Below are 25,002 nucleotides of genomic sequence, written 5' to 3' on the forward strand. Positions count from 1 at the left end.
GAGGAGCAGCATGTCAGAGGTTACAGTTAAGGCACTTGCCGAAGAAATCGGTACCCCGATTGATCGGTTGCTTCAACAGTTTGCCGATGCTGGTATCAGCAAGAAAGCTGAAGACAGTGTCAACCAACAGGAAAAAGAGTCTCTGTTGACCCACCTGAAGAAAGAGCACGGTGGTAACACTGACGAGGCGCCGACCCGCCTGACTCTGCAACGTAAGACCCGCAGCACCCTGAGTGTGTCGGGTTCTGGCGGCAAGAGTAAAAACATCCAAGTTGAGGTGCGCAAAAAGCGCACCTATGTAAAACGCTCTGCCCTTGAAGAAGAGCAACGTGCGGAAGAAGCACGTCAGGCTGAAGAGGCTGCAAAACGTGCTGCGGAAGAAGCAGCGAAACGTGATGCAGAAGAGCAGGTGAAGCGCGAGGCTGAAGCCAAGCGTGAAGCTGAAGAGAAGCGCTTGGCAGAAGAGAAGCGCTTAGCGGAAGAGAAAGCAAAGCAGTTGGAAGAACAGTCTGAGCAGGGTGCAGCAGTGGATGCAAGCCAACGCGAAGCTGATGAAAAGCGTCAAGCTGAAGACAAAGCAAAACGCGCCGCCGCTGAGCTGGAAGCTAAGAAAGAAGCTGAGGCACTGCAACGTCGCCGGGAAGAGGAAGCCAAGCGTAAAGCCGAAGAAGCAAGTGAGCGTCAGCTAGAAGAGGCACGCAAAATGGCAGAAATGAATGAGAAAAACTGGTCTGAAAAAGGCCAGGATGCAGGTGATATGGAACGAGAAGACTACCACACGACCACTTCCACCTATGCCCGTGCGGCGGAAGATGAACAAGACCGTCGCGAGGAAGCAACTCGCCGCCGTAACAAGAAGAAAAAGGCTGCTGGTCCTAAGAGCGAAGAGCGCGAGACGCGCGAACGTCCAATGGCGGCACGTGGCGGCCGTAATCAGCGTGGCCGCGGCAAGCAGCAGCTGAGCAAGCCAACATCCATGCGTCATGGTTTCGATAAAACCGCAACTGTAGCGAAGCAAGATGTTGTGATTGGCGAGACCATCATCGTTTCTGAACTGGCAAACAAAATGTCAGTGAAGGCCGCTGAAGTCATCAAAGTGATGATGAAACTGGGTGCAATGGCAACCATTAACCAGGTGATTGATCAGGAAACTGCTCAGCTGGTTGCGGAAGAGATGGGCCACAAAGTTATTCTGCGCAAAGAAAACGAGCTGGAAGAAGCGGTACTGTCTGATCGTGATGAAAACCTGACTGCCGTACCACGTGCGCCGGTTGTAACCATCATGGGCCACGTTGACCACGGTAAAACCTCGACGCTGGACTACATCCGTAAAGCACACGTTGCAGCGGGCGAAGCTGGTGGTATTACCCAGCACATTGGTGCTTACCACGTTGAAACAGACAACGGTATGATCACCTTCCTGGATACTCCGGGACACGCCGCGTTTACTGCGATGCGTGCACGTGGTGCTCAGGCAACGGATATCGTGATTCTGGTTGTTGCAGCGGATGATGGCGTGATGCCACAGACGATCGAAGCGATCCAGCACGCGAAAGCTGCAGGTGTACCGCTGATCGTTGCTGTGAACAAGATCGATAAAGAAGACGCGAACCCAGACAACGTGAAGAACGAGCTGGCTCAGTATGACGTTATCCCTGAAGAATGGGGTGGCGAGAACATGTTCGTTCATATTTCTGCGAAGCAGGGAACCAACATCGACGGTCTGCTGGAAGCCATTCTGCTGCAAGCTGAAGTTCTGGAACTGGAAGCTGTTTCTGAAGGTATGGCGAAAGGTGTGGTTGTTGAATCACGTCTGGATAAAGGCCGTGGCCCGGTTGCAACGGTTCTGGTTCAGGAAGGTACGCTGCGTAAGGGCGACATCGTTCTGTGTGGTCTGGAATACGGTCGTGTTCGTGCAATGCGTGACGAACTGGGTCGTGAAATCGAAGAAGCTGGCCCGTCTATCCCGGTAGAAATCCTGGGTCTGTCTGGTGTGCCTTCTTCTGGTGACGAAGCGACTGTCGTTCGTGACGAGCGTAAAGCCCGTGAAGTTGCACTGTACCGTCAGGGTAAATTCCGTGAAGTGAAACTGGCCCGCCAGCAGAAAGCGAAACTGGAAAACATGTTCTCGAACATGACTGCCGGTGAAGTGGCTGAACTGAACGTCGTTCTGAAAGCAGACGTACAGGGTTCTGTGGAAGCGATTGCCGACTCTCTGCGTAAGCTGTCAACTGACGAAGTGAAAGTGAACATCGTAGGTTCCGGTGTTGGTGGTATCACCGAGACAGATGCAGTACTGGCTGCAGCATCGAACGCAATCATTCTGGGCTTCAACGTCCGTGCGGATGCATCTGCACGTAAGACGATTGAAAACGAGAACCTGGATCTGCGTTACTACTCCATCATCTATCAGCTGATTGATGAAGTGAAAGCCGCAATGGGCGGTATGCTGTCTCCTGAGTTCAAGCAGGAAATCATTGGTCTGGCTGAAGTACGTGACGTGTTCAAGTCACCGAAGCTGGGTGCGATTGCCGGCTGTATGGTCACAGAAGGTGTGATCAAGCGTAGCAACCCAATCCGCGTCCTGCGTGACAACGTGGTTATCTACGAAGGTGAACTGGAATCGCTGCGTCGCTTTAAAGATGACGTACAAGAAGTGAAGAATGGCTACGAATGTGGTATCGGCGTGAAGAACTATAATGATGTTCGCGTTGGTGACCAGATCGAAGTTTACGAAATCATCGAAATCCAGCGTACACTGGATTAATCAGGTTGCTCGTGAACCTGACACGAATACAGGGGAGCTTCGGCTCCCCTTTGTGTCGAGATAGCAGCCGACGTTTAGAGAGAGAATCAAATGGCGAAAGAATTCAGCCGTACACAACGTGTTGCTCAGCAGCTGCAAAAAGAGCTGGCTGTGATTCTGCAACGCGAAATTAAAGACCCGCGTCTGGGCATGGCGACCATTTCCAGCGTGGAAGTTTCCCGGGATATGGGTTACGCCAAAGTCTATGTCACTTTCCTGACCGTGGGTGAGCAGACTCCGGAAGGTAGCCTGGAAGCCTTGCGCGAAATGGCACCTTACATCCGTTCGTTACTGGGCAAGCAAATCCGTTTGCGTGTTACGCCAGAGCTGAACTTTATTTTCGATCAGTCTCTGACGGAAGGCATGCGCATTTCTAACCTGGTCAGCCAGGTTGTACGAGATGATGAAGCACGCCGTGGTGATGAACCTGAGGATGAAGGTGAGGGCAACTGATGGCTCGTCGTCGTAAAGGGCGTCCGGTTGATGGGGTACTGCTGCTGGATAAACCCGGCGGTATTACTTCCAATGACGCGCTGCAAAAAGTAAAACGCATTTTCTTTGCGGAAAAAGCAGGCCATACCGGTGCGCTGGATCCACTGGCGACGGGCATGTTGCCGATTTGTCTGGGGGAAGCGACCAAGTTTTCCCAGTTCCTGCTGGATTCTGACAAGCGTTACCGTGTGATTGCCAAACTCGGTGAGCGGACCAACACCTCCGATTCGGATGGTGAGGTTGTCGAAACCCGTGAGGTGAAAGTGGACCGCGGCCAGCTTGAGCGTTGCATTGCGAAGTTTCGTGGCACGACCAAGCAGATCCCGTCCATGTTTTCAGCCCTGAAATATCAGGGACGCCCGCTGTACGAATATGCCCGTGAAGGGAAAGAAGTACCGCGTGAAGCCCGTGACATTACCGTGTATGAAATCAGCCTGCTGCGCTTCAGTGACAACGAAGTTGAGATGGAAGTGCATTGCTCCAAAGGGACTTACATCCGGACGATTGTTGATGATCTGGGTGAAATGCTTGGCTGTGGCGCGCATGTCACTTACCTGCGTCGTATCGGGGTGTCTAAATATCCGCTGGAGAAAATGGTAACACTTGAGCAGCTTGAAGCGCTGCTTGAAGAAGCCCAGTCGCAGGAGATTCAGCCGAAAGAGTTGCTGGATCCACTGTTGCTGCCGACGGATAGTGCGGTTCAGGATTTGCCTGAAGTAAACTTGCTGCCGGGCGTCGCCAGTTATGTGCTGAATGGTCAGCCGGTGCAGGCGGGGCGTGTACCGGAAACCGGTACGCTGGTTCGGCTGACAGCAGGTGAGCAACGTGATTTTATCGGTATCGGTGAAATCGATGCAGATAATATGGTTGCACCGAAGCGGGTTCTGGCGAACAAACCGAAAGACTAATACGCGTTCAGCACGGTCAGGCAGACCCGCGGGAAGATTCCGCTTGCGGCCTGTCTGGCGGGTGCGTATAATTCGCGGCTCGGGCGTCGGCTGAATCAGAGATTGGCTGGCGCAAATTTAACCTTTTTGTATTAGGAATGAGTTATGTCTCTGAATGCAGAAACTAAAGCAGCTATCGTTGCTGAATACGCGCAAGGCGCAAACGACACTGGTTCTCCTGAAGTTCAGGTTGCACTGCTGACTGCACAAATCAACCACCTGCAAGGCCACTTCAGTGAGCACAAAGGTGACCACCACAGCCGTCGTGGTCTGCTGCGTATGGTTTCTCGCCGTCGTAAGCTGCTGGACTACCTGAAAGGCAAAGATCTGGGTCGTTACCACACCCTGATCGAGCGTCTGGGTCTGCGTCGCTAAGATTGCTTGAGAGAAAGGAGCCAACTGGCTCCTTTCTTTTTAGTATGCTCTGGTCAGATTGGCCGGGGTGTTCTTTGTAAACTGATGGTGCTTTTTGTAATTCACGAGTCGTTTTCGTCGACCTTGAGGTCGCGGCTATTGAGAGAAGCTGGCGATGCCGGCTTTTGTCATTAGTCGCGATGCGTGAATGGTCAGCACAGGAAGTTTATCTTTCTGAGAACCGGAAGATATTCTGGCCTGAAAGTACCCCTCTTCACATGACGCTTTTTGCTGTGTCAGATATACTTACTGGCGCAAATAGAAAAAGCAGATCAATATTTTAAGGAAATTCACGTGAATCCTATCGTAAAAACCTTCCAGTACGGTAACCACACCGTCACACTGGAAACCGGAGTCATGGCGCGTCAGGCGACTGCTGCTGTGATGGCCAGCATGGATGATACTTCTGTCTTCGTTTCAGTTGTTGGTAAGAAAGAAGCTGTCGAAGGTCAGGACTTTTTCCCTCTGACTGTAAACTATCAGGAGCGTACCTACGCTGCCGGTAAAATTCCGGGTGGTTTCTTCAAGCGTGAAGGCCGTCCTTCTGAAAATGAAACGCTGACTGCCCGTCTGGTTGACCGTCCAATTCGCCCGCTGTTCCCTGATGCATTCAAAAATGAAGTTCAGGTGATTGCGACTGTGGTTTCTGTGAACCCGGATGTGAACCCTGACATCGTGACCATGATCGGTACTTCTGCTGCTCTGGCGATTTCTGGTATTCCGTTCAATGGCCCGATTGGTGCAGCCCGTGTGGGTTACATCAATGACCAGCTGGTTCTGAACCCAAGCAATAAAGAACTGGCTGAAAGCCGTCTGGATCTGGTTGTTGCCGGTACTGAAAGCGCAGTTCTGATGGTTGAATCTGAAGCTGACCGTCTGACTGAAGAGCAGATGCTGCAAGCTGTTGTCTTCGGTCATGACCAGCAACAAACGGTGATCAATGCGATCAACGAATTTGCCGCTGAAGTTGCAACGCCAGCATGGAATTGGGTTGCTCCTGAAGAAAATACAGCACTGAAAGCACGTGTTGCAGAAAAAGCTGAAGCACTGCTGACAGAAGCGTACCAGATCACTGAAAAGATGGCGCGTTACGAGAAAGTCGGTGCAATCAAGTCTGACGTTGTTGCGGCTCTGCTGGCTGAAGATGAAACGCTGGAAGAGCGTGAAATCCGCGACATGCTGGGCTCTCTGGAGAAGAACGTGGTTCGTGGCCGTATCATTGCGGGTAACCCACGTATCGACGGTCGTGAGAAAGACATGGTTCGTGCACTGGACGTACGTACTGGCGTGCTGCCACGTACTCACGGTTCATCTCTGTTTACCCGTGGTGAAACTCAGGCGCTGGTTACAGCAACGCTGGGTACTCAGCGTGATGCGCAGATCCTGGATGAGCTGACCGGTGAGCGTAAAGAGCACTTCCTGCTGCACTACAACTTCCCTCCATACTGTGTGGGTGAAACTGGCTTTGTCGGTTCACCGAAGCGTCGTGAAATCGGCCACGGCCGTCTGGCGAAGCGCGGTATTCAGGCAGTTATGCCAACCGTTGATGAGTTCCCGTACACGGTTCGTGTGGTTTCTGAAATCACGGAATCGAACGGTTCTTCTTCCATGGCTTCTGTCTGTGGTACGTCTCTGGCACTGATGGATGCCGGTGTACCAATCAAGGCGTCTGTTGCAGGTATCGCAATGGGTCTGGTGAAAGAAGGCGAAGACTTCGTGGTTCTGTCTGACATTCTGGGTGATGAAGACCACCTGGGTGACATGGACTTCAAAGTTGCGGGTACTAACGACGGTATTACTGCACTGCAGATGGATATCAAAATCGAAGGTATCACCAAAGAGATCATGCAGATTGCTCTGAATCAGGCCAAAGGTGCGCGTATGCACATCCTGGGCGTGATGGATCAGGCGATCAGCACTGCACGTGATGATATTTCTCAGTTTGCACCGCGTATTCATACGATGAAGATCAACCCAGAGAAGATCAAAGATGTTATCGGTAAAGGTGGTGCGGTGATCCGTCAGCTGACTGAAGAAACTGGTACAACCATTGAGATCGAAGATGACGGTACAGTGAAGATTGCTGCAACTGAGGGGACTGCTGCGAAAGAAGCAATCCGCCGCATTGAAGAAATCACCGCTGACGTTGAAGTTGGTCGCATCTATACTGGTAAAGTAGTGCGAATCGTTGATTTTGGTGCATTTGTTTCTGTCATCGGCAGCAAAGAAGGCCTGGTTCACATTTCTCAAATCGCTCAGGAGCGTGTTGAGAAGGTTTCTGACTATCTGCAAATGGGTCAGGAAGTCCAGGTGAAAGTACTGGAAATCGATCGCCAGGGCCGTATCCGTCTGAGCATGAAAGAAGCTCAGGCCGAGCAGGCTCCAGCCGCGGGTGAAGACGCGTAAACCCTCAGGTTTTCACGTATCTTGACCGAGAAGTAAAAAGGGGCTGTGACAGCCCCTTTTTTATACCAATGAATGTACAGACACTGAACAGTTACCTGAACGGTTAGCTTTGCCTCATCAGATTGCGATGAGAGGACACAAGGTTTACACGGGTAGGTTAGGGAGAATGGCATTGTTTGCAAAGAGGTTTAAGTACGCAGCCATCGCGATGGCTATCATGCTGGGCGGGTGTTCCACGAATACTTACTCCAGCTGGGAGCAGCCGTTGATTGCGGTACCGCTGCAGCCAACCATACAGCAACAGATTCAGCTGGCTCGAATCGATCAACTGTTGGGACGCAGTGATCTGGATGACGAGACCCGTTCACAGATTTTTTATGAGCGCGGCCTGTTGCATGACGGCATCGGCTTACGCGATCTGGCCAGACTCGACTTCAACCAGTCTCTGTCGTTGTATCCCGCACAGCCAGATATTTTTAATATCCTCGGTGTGTATTTTACCCAGAGTGCACATTTTGACGCGGCTTATGAAGCCTTTGATTCAGCGCTGGAGCTGGACGTCAGTCATCCGTTCGCGCAGCGAAACCGTGGTATCGCACTGTATTATGGTGGCCGGTTTCAGTTAGCAAGGCAGGATCTGATTGCACACTACCAACAGGATCCCAACGATCCCTATCGTTCTATCTGGCTTTATATGGTTGAGCTGGAAACTGAGCCCGAGAAAGCGAAACAGAACCTGAAGAGCCGGTTTGATCGCGCAGAGCGTGAAGACTGGGGCTGGAACATTGCCAGTGTACTGATGGATGGCGAGACAGAGCAGCAACTACTCGACGACATTGTGAAAAACAGTGAAACCAATGAGCAAATGGCTGAGCGTTTAACTGAAAGCTATTTTTATATGGCGAAGCGATATCAGCACAATAAACAATATGCGGAAGCCGTTCAGTTGTACAAACTGGCTCTGTCGGGAAATGTCTACGAGTTTGTTGAGCACCGTTTTTCTTCTCTGGAATTAAACCGCTTGCTGGCAGCGTTGCAGGGACAGACGGAGCGTGTTTCTTCAGAGGAAGAAGAACTCTGATCTGTCGCTGAGTTAAGAATGGCATCCCCTTTGCAGCCGCTATAGTAAGATCAGGGTGCAATACGGGGGCTGTCGTGAAGAGAATGACCGTTTTAGTTTTGGCCAGTCTATGTGCCTGGCCAACGGCAGCCGGGCAGCAACTGGATTATGTTCGTGCTGTCACGACACCGGGTGAAGGGCGGCTGGTCACCATAGATGATTACTGGTTACTGGCATTCAGTCATACGTATGATATCCGTTTGCCCGAGCATGTGGCTCAGGGACAGAAACTGGAAATACAAATCAAAGAAGAAGGTGATACCTGGCAGTCGGAACAATTTACGGTGACGGCCATCAGTATTTATCAGGACTTATGCCGCCTGCACCGGCAACATCCCAGTCAGGATGGCAGGTTTCCGTCGGATGCTATCTACATCCAACCCTGTACCAGCGAATAACAAATGAAAAAACGTCCCGGGATTTCCCGGGGCGTTTTTTTTCGTCGGGTTGATTTCAGTCCGTTGCTGCGACGGAATCAGACCAGACCGGTGCTGAGATGTACAACAATGACAGTGAATGCAGCCATGAGCGGAATCGCCATGGTGACCACAGCAATATCACCGTAACTTTGTCTGTGTGTCAGGCGGCATACTGCCAGCAGCGTGATGACAGCGCCACAGTGTGGCAGCGTGTCCAGACCGCCTGCTGCTAACAGAACCACCCGATGCAGCACTTCAGGGTTAATGCCGGTATTCAGGAAATCGTTCCCCAGCATTGCCAGAACCATACCGGTTCCGCCAGATGATGAGCCGATGATTCCGGCCAGACTGGTAGAGGTAATCGCGACCTTGAACAGATCCGGAATATCAATTGCGGCAATTCCCGCTTTAATGGCGACGAAGGCCGTCAGGGCGGTGATCACGGCACCATAACCAACTTCGGATGCTGTATTGAAGATAGGAAGCAGTGAGCCGACTGAACCATCAAAGATATGTTTATTGGCTTCGAACAGATAGCGACGGTAAGCAACCAGCATGAAAACGATGGCAATCACCAGCGCCAGAATGACCGACCAGGTACCGTTCACACGGGTATCCAGTGCTTCATACTCAGCAATGATCGTCGGAGATTTGAAGTAAATGTTTGTGAGCACGAAGTTGATCGCAAACACCAGCAAAATCGGGATCAGTGCCATCAGAAAACTGGGAGTGGGGGTATTGTCTTCGGCATCTTTTCCGTTGTCTTCATGTTCACCATAACCTTCCCCTGCAAGAATTGCTTTTTGTGCCCGGTATTTAATCCAGAGCACACCCAGAACCAGCATCATGGTACCGGCCAGTAATCCCAGTAACGGTGCCGCATAAATTGTCGTGCCGAAAGGAATTGTCGGCATGGTGTTGAGGTACTGGGGCGAACCCGGTAAGGCCGTCATGGTAAAAGTGAAGGCACCTAAGGTAATGGCGGCAGGCAGAAGACGTTTGGGGATCCCGGCTGCCCGGAAGGTGGCGGCACCAATCGGATACATGGCAAACACCACGACAAAGAGTGACACGCCGCCGTAGGTCAGCAGTGCGGTCGCAAGGACAACGGACAGGATCGCATGTCTGGTGCCCAGATACTGAATGATGGAGCGGGACAGCGTGCGTGCGGCGCCCGATGCGCCCATCAGCTTACCGAAGATGGCACCGGCAATGAAGATCGGGAAGTAGAGCTTGATGTAGTTTGCCGCAGCCGGCATGAACACATTCGACAGGGCATACAAAAAAGGGAAGTCACTGGTCAGCAGCGCGGCTGCCATCGCCAGGACGGGGGCGAGCACCAGGACAGAGACACCTCGATAGGCAAAATACATCAGCCCGACCAGGGTGAGTAATATCACGGCAACATCCATATTTTCTCTCCGTATTGTTGATATGTAACAGACCGTTAACATCCTAGATGGCCCGGTCATGAAAAGAAATACCGGGTTTCTGGACGGACAGCCTGACTTCAATGAAAGTGAGAGCGCTATCATGCTATTGGGGGTGACAATAGCGCCCATAGCGTTAACTGATAAAACTAATTTTTAATAATATCAATATGTTAGCATGCTATTATTGCATGTGCGGAGCACTTTTGAAAAACACAATTTCATCTCTGGCTATTCAAGCTTTGAGGCGGGATTCATACACTTTTTAATACTTGCATGTAGAAAGGAAGTTGCAGATGGCAGTCACCCAACTAACGGCGGAACAGGCAGCAGCCTGGATCAAGGACGGGCAGTCAGTGATGCTGGGAGGGTTCATCGGCTCTGTGGTGCCGGAATCTATTATCAAAGCATTAGGACGGCGCTTTGAACGCGAACAGTCACCCAGCGACCTGACGCTGCTCTTTGCTGCGGGGCAGGGAGATGGTGCAGGCCGGGCCGCAGATCACCTGGCGATTCCCGGACTGGTGAAACGGGTTATCGGAGGACACTGGGGATTAGTGCCCGGGTTGCAAAGACTGGCCCTGCAAAATGAAATTGAAGCTTACAATTTGCCTCAGGGTGTTATTTCTCATTTGCTGCGGGATACAGCTGCGGGTAAACCCGGCACGCTGACCACAACCGGTCTGGGGACCTACATCGATCCGCGTCTGGAAGGCGGAAAAATCAATGCGATTACCCGGGAAGATCTGGTGTCGCTGGTAGAACTGGGCGGGGAAGAATATCTGTTCTATCAGCGTTTAACGGTTGATGTTGCTATTTTGCGCGGGACGACAGCAGATACCGACGGCAATATCACCATGGAAGACGAGTGTCTGATTGCGGAGAACCTGGCGACCGCTCAGGCGGCCAGAAATCAGGGTGGACAGGTGATTGTTCAGGTTAAACGCATTGTGCCGGCCGGGACTCTGGATCCGCACGCCATCAAAATTCCGGGCATCTTTGTTGATGCGGTGGTGCTTTGCAATGAAGAGTCAGAGCATATGCAGACATTTGCCACCCAATTTAACCCGGCATTCGTGGGGCGGGCAACGGTTCGGGAACAACATGAGACAGCACCGATGGCTGTAGCGTCTGATCCGGATGCCAAAACATTGATTGCCCGTCGGGCGGCGATGTTACTGGCACCGGACTCTGTGCTGAATCTCGGGATTGGCGTGCCGGAGTATATAGCGGTGGTCGCCGGGGAGCAGGGATTGCTGGACCGTCTGACGCTGACGGTAGAACCGGGCGCGATTGGGGGGCTGCCGGCCAGTGGTCTGGATTTCGGGGCCAGCCTTCATCCTCAGGCGATCATCACTCAGGACCAGATGTTTGATTTTTATGATGGCGGCGGTATCGATCAGGCGTTTCTGGGATTGGCACAATGTTCAGCGATGGGCGACATTAATGTGTCCCGTTTCGGTGACCGGCTGCCGGGTTGCGGCGGATTTATTAATATCAGCCAGCATGCGAAGTCTGTGTATTTCTGCGGAACTTTTACGGCGGGCGGGCTGGAGGTTGAAGTCCGTGACGGTCAGCTGCATATCTGCCGCGAAGGCAGCCAGATCAAATTTGTCGAGCAAGTTGAACAGATCACTTTCTCGGCACGCAGGGCAGTGCAGACACAGCAACCGGTCCGGTATATTACGGAGCGTGCTGTATTCCGGCTGGAACCTCAGGGGCTGGTACTGGAAGAAATTGCTCCCGGGATGGATTTGGAAAGGGATATTCTGTCGAAGATGTCGTTTATGCCAATCATTGACCCAGATTTGTGTCTGATGCCAGCGGATATTTTTTCACCGACATTCAGGCTGCCAGGGGGGCAGAATCGTGGTCCCGTGAATCAAGACTGTGAAGCGAGCTGAAAGTTGTAATAATCGGGTTGATGCATATAGAAGACAAAAGGCATTATTGATAGCCTTCATTAGGTATAGCTAAATGTCTGAGCTGGATATCCAGACAAATCTATCAACCCATAAGGAATGTGCTATGACTCAGCAACTGGTCGGGATCAATCCTCGCCAGCAACAGTTAGATAAGATCGTGTTTTTCTGTTCTGTGATTCAGCATGGCTCGTTTCGGGAGGCTGCTGAAGCCTGGGGAATATCGGCGGCCGCTGCCAGCCGGTGGATCAAAGAACTGGAAGGCCTGATGGCTGTGGAACTGATCAAACGGAGCACACGGCAACTGGTTCCCACGGATGCCGGGGAAATGCTGTACCGGCGCTTTTCTTCGCTCTTGCCTGAAATCGATACCATTTGCTCTGAAGTGGGCAGTATGGCGGACGAGCAGCGTGGGGTGATCACGATTTCATCAACGCCGCTGTATGCGGCTTACTATCTGCGTGAAATCATAGCCGAATATATGGAAATGCATCCGCAGGTGAATTTCCGGTTATTCATTGAAGCCGGTGAGACTGATCCGCTTCACGTTGATTTTATTATCCGGGCCAAGGCAACGAACCGGGAAACCGAAGAGAAAGACTCCCTGCTCATTCGCCGGTTGTTGCTGAGTGAGCCATTGTATGCCTGTGCATCCCCTCAGTATCTGGCTCGCTGCGGAGTGCCGGAGGAGCCCGAGGCGTTGCGGGAGCACCGGTGCCTGTATGCCAGTTCGCTGGTGGGCGGAAACCGGTGGTATTTCCGTCTGAATGGGATCAACCGGGCGGTGACAATCAGTGATGCGCTGGAATGCGATAACAGTGAAATATTGCGTGATATGGCCATTCGCGGTGCCGGAATTGCCTATCTGCCCCATTCAGTGATCAAAGCGGGGCTGGATGCGGGTGAACTGCAGGTGCTGCTGACCGATTTTGTCGCCAGCCAGTTTGATATCAATCTGTATTTTCGGCCCCGGCATCCGATGCCTGCCCGGTGTCAGGCATTCAAAGAATACATGCTGCGTCGGACTGAGGAGATCCTCTCACAACAGGAAATCCATCACGGACGTTAAGGGAGCCGGGGCTTTGTCAGTACCGGCTGCGAAAATTTTTAACCAGAATGGTTTCTAAATCATTTTTTGGCAGCGGGCGGAAAAAATGGAAGCCCTGAATGTAATCGCAGTTCAGGTTAGACAGCAGTGCGGCCTGCTGACGTGTTTCAACGCCTTCTGCCACGACACACATGTTGAGAGACTTACCCAGGTTGATGATGTTTTCGATCAGGGTCAGCTGTTTCGGGACGGTTTCCAGATCTTTGATAAAAGCACGGTCGATTTTCAGCTCGTCCAGCGGAAAGCGGGCCAGATAAGACAGCGAGGAATAGCCCGTACCGAAATCATCAATTGATAATGCAAACCCAAGTTTTTTGATTGCGTTCAGCATCTGGATGGTGTGCTCATTTTCACCCATCATGGCACTTTCAGTCAGTTCAAAGGTGATATCGTCCGGATTCACTTCAGTGGCGCGCTGCAAATCGGAAACATACTGGATCAGGTTCGGATTCCCGAACTGCTGCGGTGAAAGGTTGATGGCCACCCGGCCAGGCAACAGGCCTTGTTTCTTCCATCGCTTAACCGTAGTGAAGACTTCGCGCATGACCACTTTGCCCAGTTGCTCGATCAGCCCCGAGCGTTCAGCAACCGGAATAAACTGGGCCGGGCTGATATAGCCTTCGATCGGATGTTTCCAGCGGACCAGTGCTTCTGCGCCATGAATGGAGAAATCCCGAGCACTGACCTTCGGCTGATACCAGACTTCCAGCCCTTTGTTCTGCAGGGCTTTCTGGAGCTCGATTTCCAGCCATAAGCGCATTCTGGCTTCTTTGTTCATGGTTTCATCAAAGGTGACCAGACGATTCCGCCCGCGGTTTTTGGCTTCATACATGGCCGTATCGGCATGCTGAAGCAGCAAACGGGCATCGCTGCCATTCCCCGGATAATTCACCATACCGATGGAGCAGGCCAGATGTTTGCTGAAGTGCATCAGGTCAAAGGGCTGATTGACCAGCGCAATAATTTTCTTCGAAACTTGTTCGCCCATATCTGCCTGAACCGGCTCCGGAAGCAGAATGCCGAATTCATCGCCTCCCAGGTGGCCGATGACGGCGTTCTCTGGCAACAGCTGGCGCAGGCGGTGAGAGATTTCCTGAAGCACGCGGTCGCCGATATGGTGGCCCAGGGAATCGTTGATGTTCTTAAAGTTATCAATATCCAGATACAGCATCACCAGAGGGATCTGGCGGTTGATCATCTGCTCCAGACGCCGGCTGAATCCATGCCGGTTGTAGAGTCCGGTCAGCGGATCGGTATGAATCAGTTGTTCGACCTGATCCGGATGGACCTGCTGTTTATGCGGTTGCTTCAGAACGACCAGGCTGGCAGGGGAGCCCACCAGCTGAACATCACCCAGTGTGAGGGTCAGTGCATTTTCTGTCTGGCATTGCGGGCTGGTCAGACAGTGGTACGTTTTGCCATTACTTAATTCAGCCAGCTGTTCGCCAAAAGGACGGTTGTTACGGCTGTCGATCAGCAATTGTCCGAGATCTTCGCCAATCATGGCTTCTGCGGACGAAAAACCCAGTAATTGTGCCGCAATAGCATTGGCAGACAGGATCTGATTTTTTTCAATGAGCAGGCAGCCGTCGGCCATGAGCCGGCACAGTTGGTTGAACTGCTCTTCCCGTTCAGCGACGGCATTGGCTAACTGGAGACGTTCAGAGGTGTCTATGGCATGTAAGACGACATGGGTGATCTCTGCGGTGTCAGTTCTCAGCGGCGACAGGCTGAAGTGCAGGCTGGTGTGGTGGCGGTGCTCATCCAAAATCACATCACCCTCGACACTCTCACCTTTGAAAGCACGTTCATAATAGGGTTTCAGCGTTTCATAAAAAGCATGACCCAGAATGTCAGCGTCGGTGCAGCCCACCAGTTCTTCATGGTTGAGGCCACTTAACTGGCTGTAATGATGGTTCACGGCGGTGTAGCAGTGTTGCTTATCCAGAATGGCGAACAGGAACGGGCTATTGCCTGTCAGTTGAAAAAACCAATTGTTGATGAATTCAGTCGGCATGGCGATATGATCTGTTTCGGCTGACATCCCCTGGATGCCCTTATCTGGCTAAGTCGTACCCGTAATATAACGTCAGAAAATAGCGAATTGTCAAAATTTCATGCATTCGTGAGAAAACTTTGAGTTATGGGACAAAAAATATGGATTTATTGACATTGGTTACAAAATTATGACAAAGCCCTTTTCGGTGTTCATCGCTAACACTGTGTTTTGAATAAGAAATATGTTGAACTGTTCTGGCTGTACCTTTCAGGCCTGAAATATATCAAGTCAACTTTTCTTGTCATTTTCATATGAATTCTCCTGATTTTGGGGACCGTGAAAGGGAAAACAAAATTTTGCTTGTTCAAATATTGAGCGATCAGTCCTGCTGATTCCGGGGCCGGGCCGAAAGTCATTCATGCCAGTGATGAACCGCGGAGGGATTCATGGCCGCAGTAAAGAAAGGGGTTGTTATCGTTCAGACCAGCCCGCACAATATGGACTGCAAACAGTCTGGTGACTGTTTTTCTGAGGATGATTATGCTGATACGAACTGAAGTGCCATCGGACATTCTGACCATTGATGCCTTACTGAAAGAGGTATTTGAAACACCGGCTGAAGCAGACCTGGTGATGGCGTTGCGCGAACAGGGACAAAGAACATTGTCGCTGGTGGCCAGCTCGGACGAAGGTGAAGTGATCGGGCATATATTCTTCAGTCCGGTGACTGTCGATGGCCTGGATAATGGCTGGCAGGGACTGGCACCCTTGTGTGTCAGGAAAGAGTATCGTGGTCAGGGGATTGGTCAGACCCTGATGCAGGAAGCAACAGAGATCCTGGCTGAGCTGGGCTATCCGGTGGTGGTTGTGCTGGGAGACAGTCAGTATTACCGCAAGGCTGGCTTCGTGACTGCGGCAACACACGGGCTGCATTGCAGCTGGCCGGTGCCGGAAGAGTCTTTCATGGTCCGTGAACTGTTGTCCGATTCGCTGAGCGGGCATCAGGGACTGGTGGCTTACAGCGAACCTTTTTCAGCGTTTTCATAAGAAAAGTACCATGCAGCAAAGAGATATTCAGATTCTGCAGGAAATGGGACTGACCAGCTGGCAGATCCGGAAACCGGACTGTTTTCCTGATTTGTCTCAGCCTGTGATTGATTTACCGGAAAGCTGTCAGTTGCTGTTTGTGACTTCAGAGGCTCTGGATGAACATGATGCCTGGCTGTTCGGTAATATTCTTCGCAGTATGAAACTGACCCCGGATCAAGCACTGGCCTTGCCTCCGCATGCGCTTCCGGACTTAGGTGAGCATCACCTGACCTGGTGCTGGTTTGCAGGATGTGAGAGCGTCGCGCCGAGTGACTGCCATATCCTGCATTCGGCAGCTTTGAGCCAGATGCATGATCACCCGGCGGACAAAAAAGCCCTGTGGCAACAGATTTGTGCATTCAATGATTGAATTCGTTCCTATGTCTGCAGCTCATCTGGACGATGTGTGGGCCATTGAGCAGCGTGCGCATCGCTTCCCCTGGACGGAGAGTCAAATCCGGGAAACGCCGGGACGGCTGGCCCTGAATCTGACCATGCTGAGCGACGGTCAGGTGGCTGGTTATTGTTTCGGCCAGTCGGTGGCCGGTGAGGCGAGTCTGCTCAATATTGCGGTTGATCCCCGGATGCAGGGGCAGGGGCTGGGCCGCCAGTTACTGGCGGCGTTTGTGACTGCTGCACGGGCAGATTGTGCCGAAGAGATCTGGCTGGAAGTTCGTGCCGGCAATGTCCGCGCCAGCCAGTTATACCTGGCCAGCGGTTTTAAACTGATCAGCCGACGGGAGAATTACTACCGGGCTGACAGCACTATCAGTGACAGCGGTCGTGAAGATGCGCTGATCATGAAGGCTGAACTCTGATTATTGTGCGCCGGATTCACGATGTTCGGACAACGAGTCTGCCAGCGTAATAAAGGCGTTGAGATAATCGACATTCAGATCGGTTTCTCTGACACCGAGATGAATATTTTTGTGAATGCCGGTTTCTCCCAGTCGAACAGCAACGATGGGCAATTTTTCTGCATATTCCTTGGCCAGCCATTTCGGGAGTGCAGCCACTCCCCGGTCCGCAGCCACCATCTGTAACATAATATCTGTGGTTTCAATCAGTTTGTGTTTTCTCGGACTGCACTTGGTTGGTGTGAGAAAACTGGTGTAGATATCCAGTCGACTTTGCTCGACGGGATAAGTGATCAGGGTTTTATCCAGTAACATCTCCGGTGTGATGTATTCAGCTGATGCCAGCGGACTCAGCTCATTCACGACCAGTACCTGCTCATAATCAAAGACCGGGATATACCGGATGCCCGGACGCAGCAGCGGGTCCGGGGTGACCAGCACATCAATCTCATAGCCGAACAGAGCACCCAGCCCGCCAAACTGAAATTTTTGCTTCACGTCCACATCGACATCCGGCCAGGCTTTGAGGTATGGGTTGACGACTTTCAGCAGCCACTGATAACAGGGGTGGCACTCCATTCCGATCCGCAGTGTGCCCCGCTGGCCACTGGAAAACTGCTGCATCTGTTCTTCGGCATGTTCAAATTGCGGTAAGACTCTTTCGGCCAGCCGCAAGAGGTAGTTTCCGGCCTGAGTAAAGTGCAGGTTGCGGCCCGATTTGGTCCAGACCGGAGTCCCGAGCTGCTGCTCCAGTTTCTTCATACTGTGGCTGAGCGCCGACTGGCTGAGATAGAGGGCATCAGCGGCAGCGGTCAGTGAGCCCAGTCGGCGGACTTCCCGCAGAATTGCCAGATGGCTGCGTTCAATCATGATTTGTCCTTAACTCATGAGTAACTTTCATAGGTTGATGAAATAATGCCATTTTAATTCATCATTAGATAGCCATAAGATGTCTTCAACAACTTTGGAGGACGTATAGATGGCTAAAATTCATAACCTGGGTTTCCCACGTATCGGCGCAAACCGTGAACTGAAATTTGCACTGGAAAAGTACTGGAAAGGCGAAAGCACACAAGGTGAGCTGACAGAACTGGCGGCGGGACTGCGTCAGAAGCACTGGCAGCACCAGTCGGCACTGGACCTGACACCGGTTGGCGATTTCTCTTTTTATGATCAGGTGCTGGATACCAGCTTCACACTGGGGAACATTCCGGCCCGTGTTGAAGGTCTGGCGGGCGATGAGCTGGACAATTACTTCCGGGTTGCCCGTGGGCGTTCCGCGAATGACAGTGGCTGCAGCTGTGTGCATGCCGGTGAGATGACCAAGTGGTTCGATACCAACTATCACTACATTGTGCCTGAATTTACCGCAGACACCCGTTTTGAACTCAACCCTCAGCGTCTGCTGGCACAACTGGAAGAAGCACAAGCGCAGGGCGTTGCAGTCAAACCTGTCCTGGTTGGTCCGGTGACCTACCTGTGGCTGGGCAAGGAAAAAGACGCCTCGAATAAGCTGGATCTGTTGGATCAACTGCTGCCGGTTTATGCGCAACTGCTGACGCTGCTGGCTGAGAAAGGTGTCGAGTGGGTACAAATCGATGAGCCGATTCTGGTCACCGAACTGTCTGCTGAATGGCAACAGGCGCTGAATAAAGCTTATCAGACCCTGAATCAGGGCCAGGTGAAGCTGCTGCTGGCAACTTACTTCGGCGAACTGAAAGAAAACCTGTCGCTGGCAGTGAATCTGCAGGTCCAGGGTCTTCATGTAGATGCCGTGCGTGGCCGCAATGAAGTCGATGCGGTGATTGCGGCGCTGCCTGCGGACAAAGCCTTGTCGCTTGGGGTGATCAACGGCCGGAATATCTGGAAAACGGACCTGAATACCGTGCTGAACTGGCTGGAGCCGATTGCCCGTGATCTGGGTGAGCGCCTGTGGGTAGCCCCTTCGTGTTCACTGCTGCACGTGCCGGTGGATCTGAACAGCGAGCAGAAGCTGGATGCGGAAATCAAATCCTGGCTGGCGTTTGCCCTGCAGAAACTGGACGAGCTTTCTGTGCTGTCCCGTGCACTGAATGAAGGCCGTGATTCAGTGGCGCAGGCTCTGGCAGACAATCAGGCGGCGATCGACAGCCGTCGTCAGTCAACACGTGTCAACAACCCGGACGTTCAGGCAGCTGTGGCCGCCATTACTCCGGCGCTGGGTGAGCGTCAGCATCCGTATGCGGAACGGATTGCCAAGCAGACCGCACACCTGAATCTGCCTGCGTTCCCGACCACGACCATTGGTTCATTCCCGCAAACTGCGGAAATTCGCCAGGCGCGTCTGAAGTTCAAGAAGGGCGAGCTGGATCAGGAGACTTACATCAGCCAGATGCAGGCAGAAATTGCCCACGCGGTGCGTGAGCAGGAAGCGCTGGAACTTGATGTCCTGGTGCACGGTGAGGCCGAGCGTAACGACATGGTGGAATACTTCGGTGAACAACTGGACGGTTATGCCTTCAGCCAGTTCGGCTGGGTGCAGTCTTACGGTTCCCGTTGCGTCAAGCCGCCAATCCTGTTCGGTGACATCAGCCGTCCGAACGCAATGACTGTGGCCTGGACCCAATATGCGCAGTCACTGACCGACAAACCAATGAAAGGCATGCTGACCGGCCCTGTGACGATTCTGAACTGGTCGTTTGTCCGCGACGATCAGCCTCGCGCTGTATCCTGTTACCAGCTGGCACTGGCGATCCGCGAGGAAGTCTTGGATCTGGAAAAAGCGGGCGTGAAAGTCATTCAGATCGATGAAGCAGCACTGCGTGAAGGTCTGCCGCTGCGTCAGTCCGAGTGGCAGGAATACCTGAACTGGGCGGTTGAGTCCTTCCGGATCACGGCCAACGGTGTGGCGGATGAAACTCAGATCCATACCCATATGTGTTACTCCGAGTTCAATGACATCATTGCCTCCATTGCAGATATGGATGCAGATGTGATCACCATTGAGACTTCGCGTTCTGATATGGAACTGCTGGATGCGTTCGATAACTTCAAGTATCCGAACGAAATCGGTCCGGGTGTGTATGATATTCACTCGCCGAACATTCCGACGGAAGCGCAGATGGTGAAACTGATGCAGCTGGCTGCAGAGCGTATTCCGGCCGAGCGTTTGTGGGTGAACCCGGACTGTGGTCTGAAAACCCGCCAGTGGGCTGAAGTTCTGCCGGCCCTGAAGAACATGGTTGCCGCGGCGAAAACCCTGCGTGCGAACGCGTAAGTTCTGCCAAAGATCGATTCCATCCTGATTGAAGCTGCCCCTGAACCGGGGCAGCTTTTTTTATGGGCGATTCCGGATGCTTCTGCTGCACAATCCCCTGCTGCCAACATAGGGGATTGTGCGAAGCAGGGCTGAGTAATCCGGTTTCAGACCGTCCGGGTATCCAGCCCCGACAGCCGGTGCCAGTAACCGTTACACTGAATCCGGTCGGCCATCGGGTGTCGCCCTGAGGTCAGCTCAGACGCTTTGAATTCAGCCAGTGTATCCAGGGTGCCGGTGGCGAGCGGACTGATCCGGACCACATCAACCAGGCCCTGCATCCCGGGCAAATCATTGATCAGGTTGTAGCAGTAACCGGACTGGGTCTGAATGCCGTTGAGGGTAAACAGACGCTGTCCTTCCTGACTGTTCGCGGCCAGTCCCTCCGGATAATGAATACAGCAGGTTTCGCATTCATCTTTACCCCGGCCTTCGGCCCGGGCCGTAAAGCAACGGGCAGAGTAGGCGAGCGGCAGGTAGCCATAGCTGAAGACTTCGGTCTCAAACTGTCCCCGGATGCCTTGTGCGTCGCAGTCTTGCTGCACATGGGTCAGCCATTCCCGTGACAATTCCACTGGCATACACCATCGGAACATGCCCTGCTTCAGAAACAGCGCAATCGTCTGGGCGTTATAGCAATTGACCGCCGGTCCGACGACAAAAGGCACTTTGTGTTGCCGGGCAAGATGAATGGCCGAGACATCGTTGGCTTCAATGCTGAATTCACCATTATCGATGTATTTTTTCAGCACACTGACTTCACTTGGCGCTTCAAGCAGTGCCTGGGTGGACAGGACGACTTCCTTGCCCGCAGCCGCCAGCATTCTGGCCAGTTCCAGCCAGTCCCGGACTTTCATTTCCCGCCGTTTGGCACAGACGGTTTCGCCCAGATAGACAATGTCAGCCGCGCTGGTACAGGCGGCTTCATAGAATTGTGCAACATCAATTTTCGGCCAGAAATATAACAGTGGCCCCAGTGAATATTTCATTGCAGTTCTCCTGTTATTGCCACTGTCGCTGATACGCGCCCAGTGTGGTTTGTGACCCTTCGGACAGGTCGCTCAGGGCCTTTTCCCATGCAGGCCGGACCTGATAGGCTTCCGGGCTGGCCCGGTAACTGTCGATGGCCTGACGCCAGGTGCGGGTGACTTCAGCGACATAGGCCTGACTGCGCTGACGGCCTTCAATTTTGACCGAAGCAATCCCGGCGGCAAACAGCTCCGGCAACAGGCTCAGAGTATTGAGGCTGGTGGGGGACTCCAACACATGGGAACGCTGAGACTGCCCATCGACGCAGGTTTCAAATCGTCCCTTACACAAGGTGGGATAACCGGCTTTTTCGTGGTCCTGATAGCGGTCGATCAATATGCCGTTGAGCCGTGACTCCAGCCCCTGCGGCGTTTCCTGCCAGCGGACAAACTTGGCTGGCGAGCAGGCACCGACGGTATTGGGCGATTCGCCCGTAAGATAGGACGACAGATAGCAGCGCCCCTCCGCCATGATGCAGAGACTGCCGAAAGCGAAGACTTCCAGTTCGGCATCGGTATTGCGCGCCAGTTGCCTGACCTGATGAATCGACAGGACCCGGGGCAGGACGACCCGTTTCACGTTGAAATTATCGCGGTAAAAGCGAATGGCTTCCGTGTTGGTGGCCGATGCCTGAACCGATAAGTGCAGTTCGAGATCCGGGTAGCGACGAGCCGCGTAATCGAGCACGGCAATGTCGGCGACGATCAGAGCATCAACGCCCAGGGCGGCGGCTTTGTCGACCGCCTGCTGCCAGCGGCCAAAACCGTCAGGGTGAGCGAAGGTGTTGAGGGCAATGTGCAGCTTTCGCCCGTGTTTGCGGACGTAGTCTGCCGCTTGTTCCAGACGCTTACCCTCAAAGTTCAGACCGGCAAAATGCCGGGCATTGGTGTCGTCTTTAAAACCGATGTAGACCGCATCGGCACCATTGTCGATGGCGGTTTTGAGTGCGGGCAGATTTCCTGCCGGGCAGAGCAGCTCCATGTGAATGCTCCTGATGGTTCATAAAATGCTGTCCGACATCTTATTGAGCTGACGGACGGCCGTGTTGATATGACTCAGGTTTTGTGGTGTTTTTCAGAACTGGCTTTTGATCGAGGACGGGCGGGGCGGGTGAAAATATTGATTTATCGCAGGAAGCGGTGACTGCTGTTGGCCTAGGATGACGGCAATACAACCAAAAGAAGAGGACAGCACGGTGTATTCCCCAAAATTTTCACGGCTTCAAGAGATGGCCCCGAGGCTGCTTGGTCTGCATTGCCGGCTAATACCTTTTTTTGTGCATCAGACGGTGATTGAGCTGGGGCTCGCCAAAGTGTTCCACGAGGCAATTGAAGAAGGCGAGCTGGACTTTCTGGTCGGACGAACGGTGACTATCGTTGTGGCCGATATCGACTGGCAATTTACTGTGTCTCTGGTCAATCAACGTTTGGCTGTGCAGCCCGCCGTGATGGAACCCGACGCGGTGATGCGGGCAGCCAGCCGGGATCTGTTGCGTATCGCGTCCCGCAAGGTGGATCCGGATACCCTGTTCTTTCAGCGCCGGCTGAAGATGGAAGGGGATACCGAACTGGGACTGGCGGTGAAAAATCAGCTCGACAGTCTGGATATGGACAGCCTGCCTCAGCCTCTGGTGAGGGTACTGGACAAGGCCGCTGCAGTGTTTGCTGCTGAGTGAAACCGTTCATGGTTTCTGCTGCTCTGAATCGCGGCATACAGGTCCTGCCGATTGTCTGAACCGGGTCTGGCTGCCGGTTGTGAACTGCCTCAGAGCGTACCCACCGCGGCAGTTCAAAAGAATGCTCGCAGCTTTGGCTGCGAGTGACTGTTTCTTTGCGCTGACTTTGCGTATAATTCCGCCATCTTAATCCCCCGGGCATCTTGTGATGGCCTGGTACAGAGTCATTCCCATCGCCGAAACGGCACAGAAGAGCGAACAGAGGCCAGGATGTAACCACAGGTTAATCAGCCAACACCCGGACTGAACCGGGTCAAACTCAACTGGAATACCGGGCGCCTGAGCCAGAATGCTGGCCTGCCTGGGCTGACTTTATTCGATAACTGGATCTGCACTGAATATGTCTTTTTTAACCGAAGTGGGTAAACGCCGCACGTTTGCCATCATTTCTCACCCGGATGCGGGTAAAACCACGATTACAGAAAAAGTTCTGCTGTTCGGAAACGCTTTACAGCGTGCCGGTACGGTTAAAGGCCGCGGCTCAAATCAGCATGCCAAGTCCGACTGGATGGAGATGGAAAAAGAGCGTGGTATCTCGGTAACGACCTCCGTGATGCAGTTTCCGTACAATGACTGTCTGGTGAACCTGCTCGATACCCCGGGACACGAAGATTTCTCGGAAGATACCTATCGTACGCTGACAGCGGTGGACTCCTGTCTGATGGTCATCGATGCGGCGAAAGGTGTTGAGGACCGGACCCGTAAGCTGATGGAAGTGACCCGTCTGCGTGATACACCGATTGTCACTTTCATGAACAAACTTGACCGCGACATCCGTGATCCGATGGAACTGATGGATGAAGTGGAAAGTGAGCTGAACATTGCCTGTGCGCCGGTGAGCTGGCCGATTGGCTGTGGTAAAGAGTTCAAGGGTGTGTACCACATTCACCGTGACGAAACGATTCTGTACGCAACCGGTCAGGGTCACACTATTCAGGAAGTACGGATTGTTAAAGGTCTGGATAACCCGGAGCTGGATGCGGCTGTGGGTGAAGATCTGGCCGGGCAGTTACGTGATGAACTGGAACTGGTGCTGGGCGCATCACACGAGTTTGATCATGAACAGTTCCTGAAGGGTGAACTGACACCGGTCTTCTTCGGGACCGCGTTGGGTAACTTCGGGGTCGACCACATGCTGGACGGCCTGACCGAATGGGCGCCTGCGCCGCTGCCGCGTCAGGCGAATGAGCGTCAGGTCGAAGCGGAAGAAGAGAAATTCTCTGGTTTCGTGTTTAAGATTCAGGCGAACATGGATCCGAAACACCGTGACCGGATTGCCTTCATGCGTGTCGTTTCGGGAACTTACACGCAGGGCATGAAGATGAACCATGTCCGGACCGGCAAAAATGTCAGCATTTCGGATGCTGTGACCTTTATGGCCGGTGACCGTGCCCGCGCGGAAAATGCCTACGCCGGTGACATCATCGGTCTGCACAACCACGGGACGATCCAGATTGGTGATACCTTTACGCAGGGTGAAAGCCTGAAGTTCTCCGGGATCCCGAACTTCGCGCCGGAATTGTTCCGTCGTATCCGCCTGAAAGATCCGCTGAAGCAGAAGCAACTGCTGAAAGGTCTGGTTCAGTTGTCGGAAGAAGGCGCCGTCCAGGTGTTCCGTCCGCTGCAGAACAATGATCTGATTGTGGGTGCAGTCGGTGTGCTGCAGTTCGACGTGGTTGTGGCCCGTCTGAAATCTGAGTACAACGTCGAAGCGATTTACGAAGGTGTGAACGTTGCGACGGCCCGCTGGGTGGAATGCGATGATGCGAAGAAATTCGACGAATTCCGTCGCAAGAATGAAGTGAACCTGGCACTGGACGGTGGAGACAATCTCACTTACATCGCCCCAACCATGGTGAACCTGAACCTGGCGAAAGAGCGCTTCCCGGAAGTTGACTTCCGTGCGACCCGTGAGCACTGATTCGCAGAACAGA

General features: G+C 52.9%; 20 protein-coding genes. 15 read left to right on the top strand and 5 right to left on the bottom strand.

Annotated elements, in window-relative coordinates; genetic code table 11:
• The first annotated feature begins 10 nt into the window (after nucleotides 1-10).
• From infB to ACYP03_RS08870, 7 genes are all read left to right on the top strand, one after another.
• Nucleotides 11-2,767 carry a translation initiation factor IF-2 gene (gene infB / locus ACYP03_RS08840; protein ID WP_248141318.1) on the top strand — a complete coding sequence of 919 codons (2,757 nt, stop codon included), beginning with the start codon at nucleotides 11-13 and terminating at the stop codon, nucleotides 2,765-2,767.
• Between the two features lie 90 nt (nucleotides 2,768-2,857).
• Entirely contained in the window at nucleotides 2,858-3,259 is a 402-nt protein-coding gene (gene rbfA, locus ACYP03_RS08845) for a 30S ribosome-binding factor RbfA (RefSeq protein WP_036751364.1), read from the top strand.
• Complete coding sequence (gene truB, locus ACYP03_RS08850; protein ID WP_459779266.1) at nucleotides 3,259-4,206, top strand: tRNA pseudouridine(55) synthase TruB; 948 nt, start codon at nucleotides 3,259-3,261, stop codon at nucleotides 4,204-4,206. The genes rbfA and truB overlap by 1 nt, the downstream gene beginning before the upstream one ends.
• A gap of 144 nt (nucleotides 4,207-4,350) precedes the next feature.
• On the top strand, nucleotides 4,351-4,620 hold the full coding sequence (gene rpsO, locus ACYP03_RS08855; RefSeq protein ID WP_036751368.1) for a 30S ribosomal protein S15: 270 nt from the start codon (nucleotides 4,351-4,353) through the stop codon (nucleotides 4,618-4,620).
• 333 nt (nucleotides 4,621-4,953) lie between these two features.
• Nucleotides 4,954-7,065, top strand: a complete 2,112-nt coding sequence (pnp, locus tag ACYP03_RS08860; RefSeq protein ID WP_248141316.1) for a polyribonucleotide nucleotidyltransferase — start codon at nucleotides 4,954-4,956, stop codon at nucleotides 7,063-7,065.
• Between the two features lie 166 nt (nucleotides 7,066-7,231).
• Complete coding sequence (gene nlpI, locus ACYP03_RS08865) at nucleotides 7,232-8,146, top strand: lipoprotein NlpI (RefSeq protein WP_371929346.1); 915 nt, start codon at nucleotides 7,232-7,234, stop codon at nucleotides 8,144-8,146.
• Between the two features lie 74 nt (nucleotides 8,147-8,220).
• A complete protein-coding gene (locus tag ACYP03_RS08870) occupies nucleotides 8,221-8,583 on the top strand; it encodes a hypothetical protein (protein WP_459779267.1) in 363 nt (120 codons plus the stop codon).
• A gap of 77 nt (nucleotides 8,584-8,660) precedes the next feature.
• Here ACYP03_RS08870 and ACYP03_RS08875 read toward each other — a convergent pair whose 3' ends face one another.
• Nucleotides 8,661-10,016 carry a GntP family permease gene (locus tag ACYP03_RS08875; protein WP_459779268.1) on the bottom strand — a complete coding sequence of 452 codons (1,356 nt, stop codon included), beginning with the start codon at nucleotides 10,014-10,016 and terminating at the stop codon, nucleotides 8,661-8,663.
• A 314-nt stretch (nucleotides 10,017-10,330) separates the two neighbouring features.
• Between ACYP03_RS08875 and ACYP03_RS08880 the strand changes: the two genes are divergently transcribed.
• Entirely contained in the window at nucleotides 10,331-11,938 is a 1,608-nt protein-coding gene (locus tag ACYP03_RS08880) for an acyl CoA:acetate/3-ketoacid CoA transferase (RefSeq protein ID WP_459779269.1), read from the top strand.
• A 124-nt stretch (nucleotides 11,939-12,062) separates the two neighbouring features.
• Complete coding sequence (locus tag ACYP03_RS08885; RefSeq protein ID WP_248141312.1) at nucleotides 12,063-13,025, top strand: LysR family transcriptional regulator; 963 nt, start codon at nucleotides 12,063-12,065, stop codon at nucleotides 13,023-13,025.
• Nucleotides 13,026-13,041: 16 nt separating this feature from the next.
• On the opposite strand, the gene ACYP03_RS08890 is transcribed toward ACYP03_RS08885, so the two are convergent.
• Entirely contained in the window at nucleotides 13,042-15,081 is a 2,040-nt protein-coding gene (locus tag ACYP03_RS08890; RefSeq protein ID WP_248141715.1) for a putative bifunctional diguanylate cyclase/phosphodiesterase, read from the bottom strand.
• A 522-nt stretch (nucleotides 15,082-15,603) separates the two neighbouring features.
• Here ACYP03_RS08890 and ACYP03_RS08895 point away from each other — a divergent pair.
• The 3 genes from ACYP03_RS08895 to rimI are packed head-to-tail and all read left to right on the top strand — an operon-like array spanning nucleotide 15,604 to nucleotide 16,970.
• Nucleotides 15,604-16,110: a GNAT family N-acetyltransferase gene (locus ACYP03_RS08895; protein WP_248141311.1), complete on the top strand. Its 507-nt coding sequence runs from the start codon at nucleotides 15,604-15,606 to the stop codon at nucleotides 16,108-16,110.
• Between the two features lie 10 nt (nucleotides 16,111-16,120).
• Nucleotides 16,121-16,522 carry a DNA polymerase III subunit psi gene (locus ACYP03_RS08900; RefSeq protein ID WP_248141310.1) on the top strand — a complete coding sequence of 134 codons (402 nt, stop codon included), beginning with the start codon at nucleotides 16,121-16,123 and terminating at the stop codon, nucleotides 16,520-16,522.
• Between the two features lie 10 nt (nucleotides 16,523-16,532).
• On the top strand, nucleotides 16,533-16,970 hold the full coding sequence (gene rimI, locus ACYP03_RS08905; protein ID WP_248141309.1) for a ribosomal protein S18-alanine N-acetyltransferase: 438 nt from the start codon (nucleotides 16,533-16,535) through the stop codon (nucleotides 16,968-16,970).
• Here rimI and ACYP03_RS08910 read toward each other — a convergent pair whose 3' ends face one another.
• Nucleotides 16,971-17,879 carry a LysR substrate-binding domain-containing protein gene (locus tag ACYP03_RS08910; protein WP_459779270.1) on the bottom strand — a complete coding sequence of 303 codons (909 nt, stop codon included), beginning with the start codon at nucleotides 17,877-17,879 and terminating at the stop codon, nucleotides 16,971-16,973.
• 109 nt (nucleotides 17,880-17,988) lie between these two features.
• On the opposite strand from ACYP03_RS08910, the gene metE reads away from it, so the two are divergent.
• Nucleotides 17,989-20,265 (top strand): 5-methyltetrahydropteroyltriglutamate--homocysteine S-methyltransferase, encoded by a 2,277-nt coding sequence (gene metE / locus ACYP03_RS08915; RefSeq protein ID WP_330960543.1) that lies wholly within the window; start codon nucleotides 17,989-17,991, stop codon nucleotides 20,263-20,265.
• A 146-nt stretch (nucleotides 20,266-20,411) separates the two neighbouring features.
• Here the strand turns inward: metE and ACYP03_RS08920 are convergent, their stop codons facing one another.
• Together ACYP03_RS08920 and ubiU are read right to left on the bottom strand one after the other, a co-directional pair.
• Complete coding sequence (locus tag ACYP03_RS08920; protein ID WP_459779271.1) at nucleotides 20,412-21,293, bottom strand: U32 family peptidase; 882 nt, start codon at nucleotides 21,291-21,293, stop codon at nucleotides 20,412-20,414.
• A 13-nt stretch (nucleotides 21,294-21,306) separates the two neighbouring features.
• On the bottom strand, nucleotides 21,307-22,314 hold the full coding sequence (gene ubiU / locus ACYP03_RS08925; RefSeq protein WP_459779272.1) for a ubiquinone anaerobic biosynthesis protein UbiU: 1,008 nt from the start codon (nucleotides 22,312-22,314) through the stop codon (nucleotides 21,307-21,309).
• Nucleotides 22,315-22,561: 247 nt separating this feature from the next.
• On the opposite strand from ubiU, the gene ubiT reads away from it, so the two are divergent.
• Together ubiT and prfC are read left to right on the top strand one after the other, a co-directional pair.
• A complete protein-coding gene (gene ubiT, locus ACYP03_RS08930) occupies nucleotides 22,562-23,008 on the top strand; it encodes a ubiquinone anaerobic biosynthesis accessory factor UbiT (protein WP_459779273.1) in 447 nt (148 codons plus the stop codon).
• A 400-nt stretch (nucleotides 23,009-23,408) separates the two neighbouring features.
• Nucleotides 23,409-24,989 carry a peptide chain release factor 3 gene (gene prfC, locus ACYP03_RS08935; protein WP_459779274.1) on the top strand — a complete coding sequence of 527 codons (1,581 nt, stop codon included), beginning with the start codon at nucleotides 23,409-23,411 and terminating at the stop codon, nucleotides 24,987-24,989.
• Nucleotides 24,990-25,002 lie beyond the last annotated feature (13 nt).

The organism is Photobacterium sp. R1 (assembly GCF_054600795.1).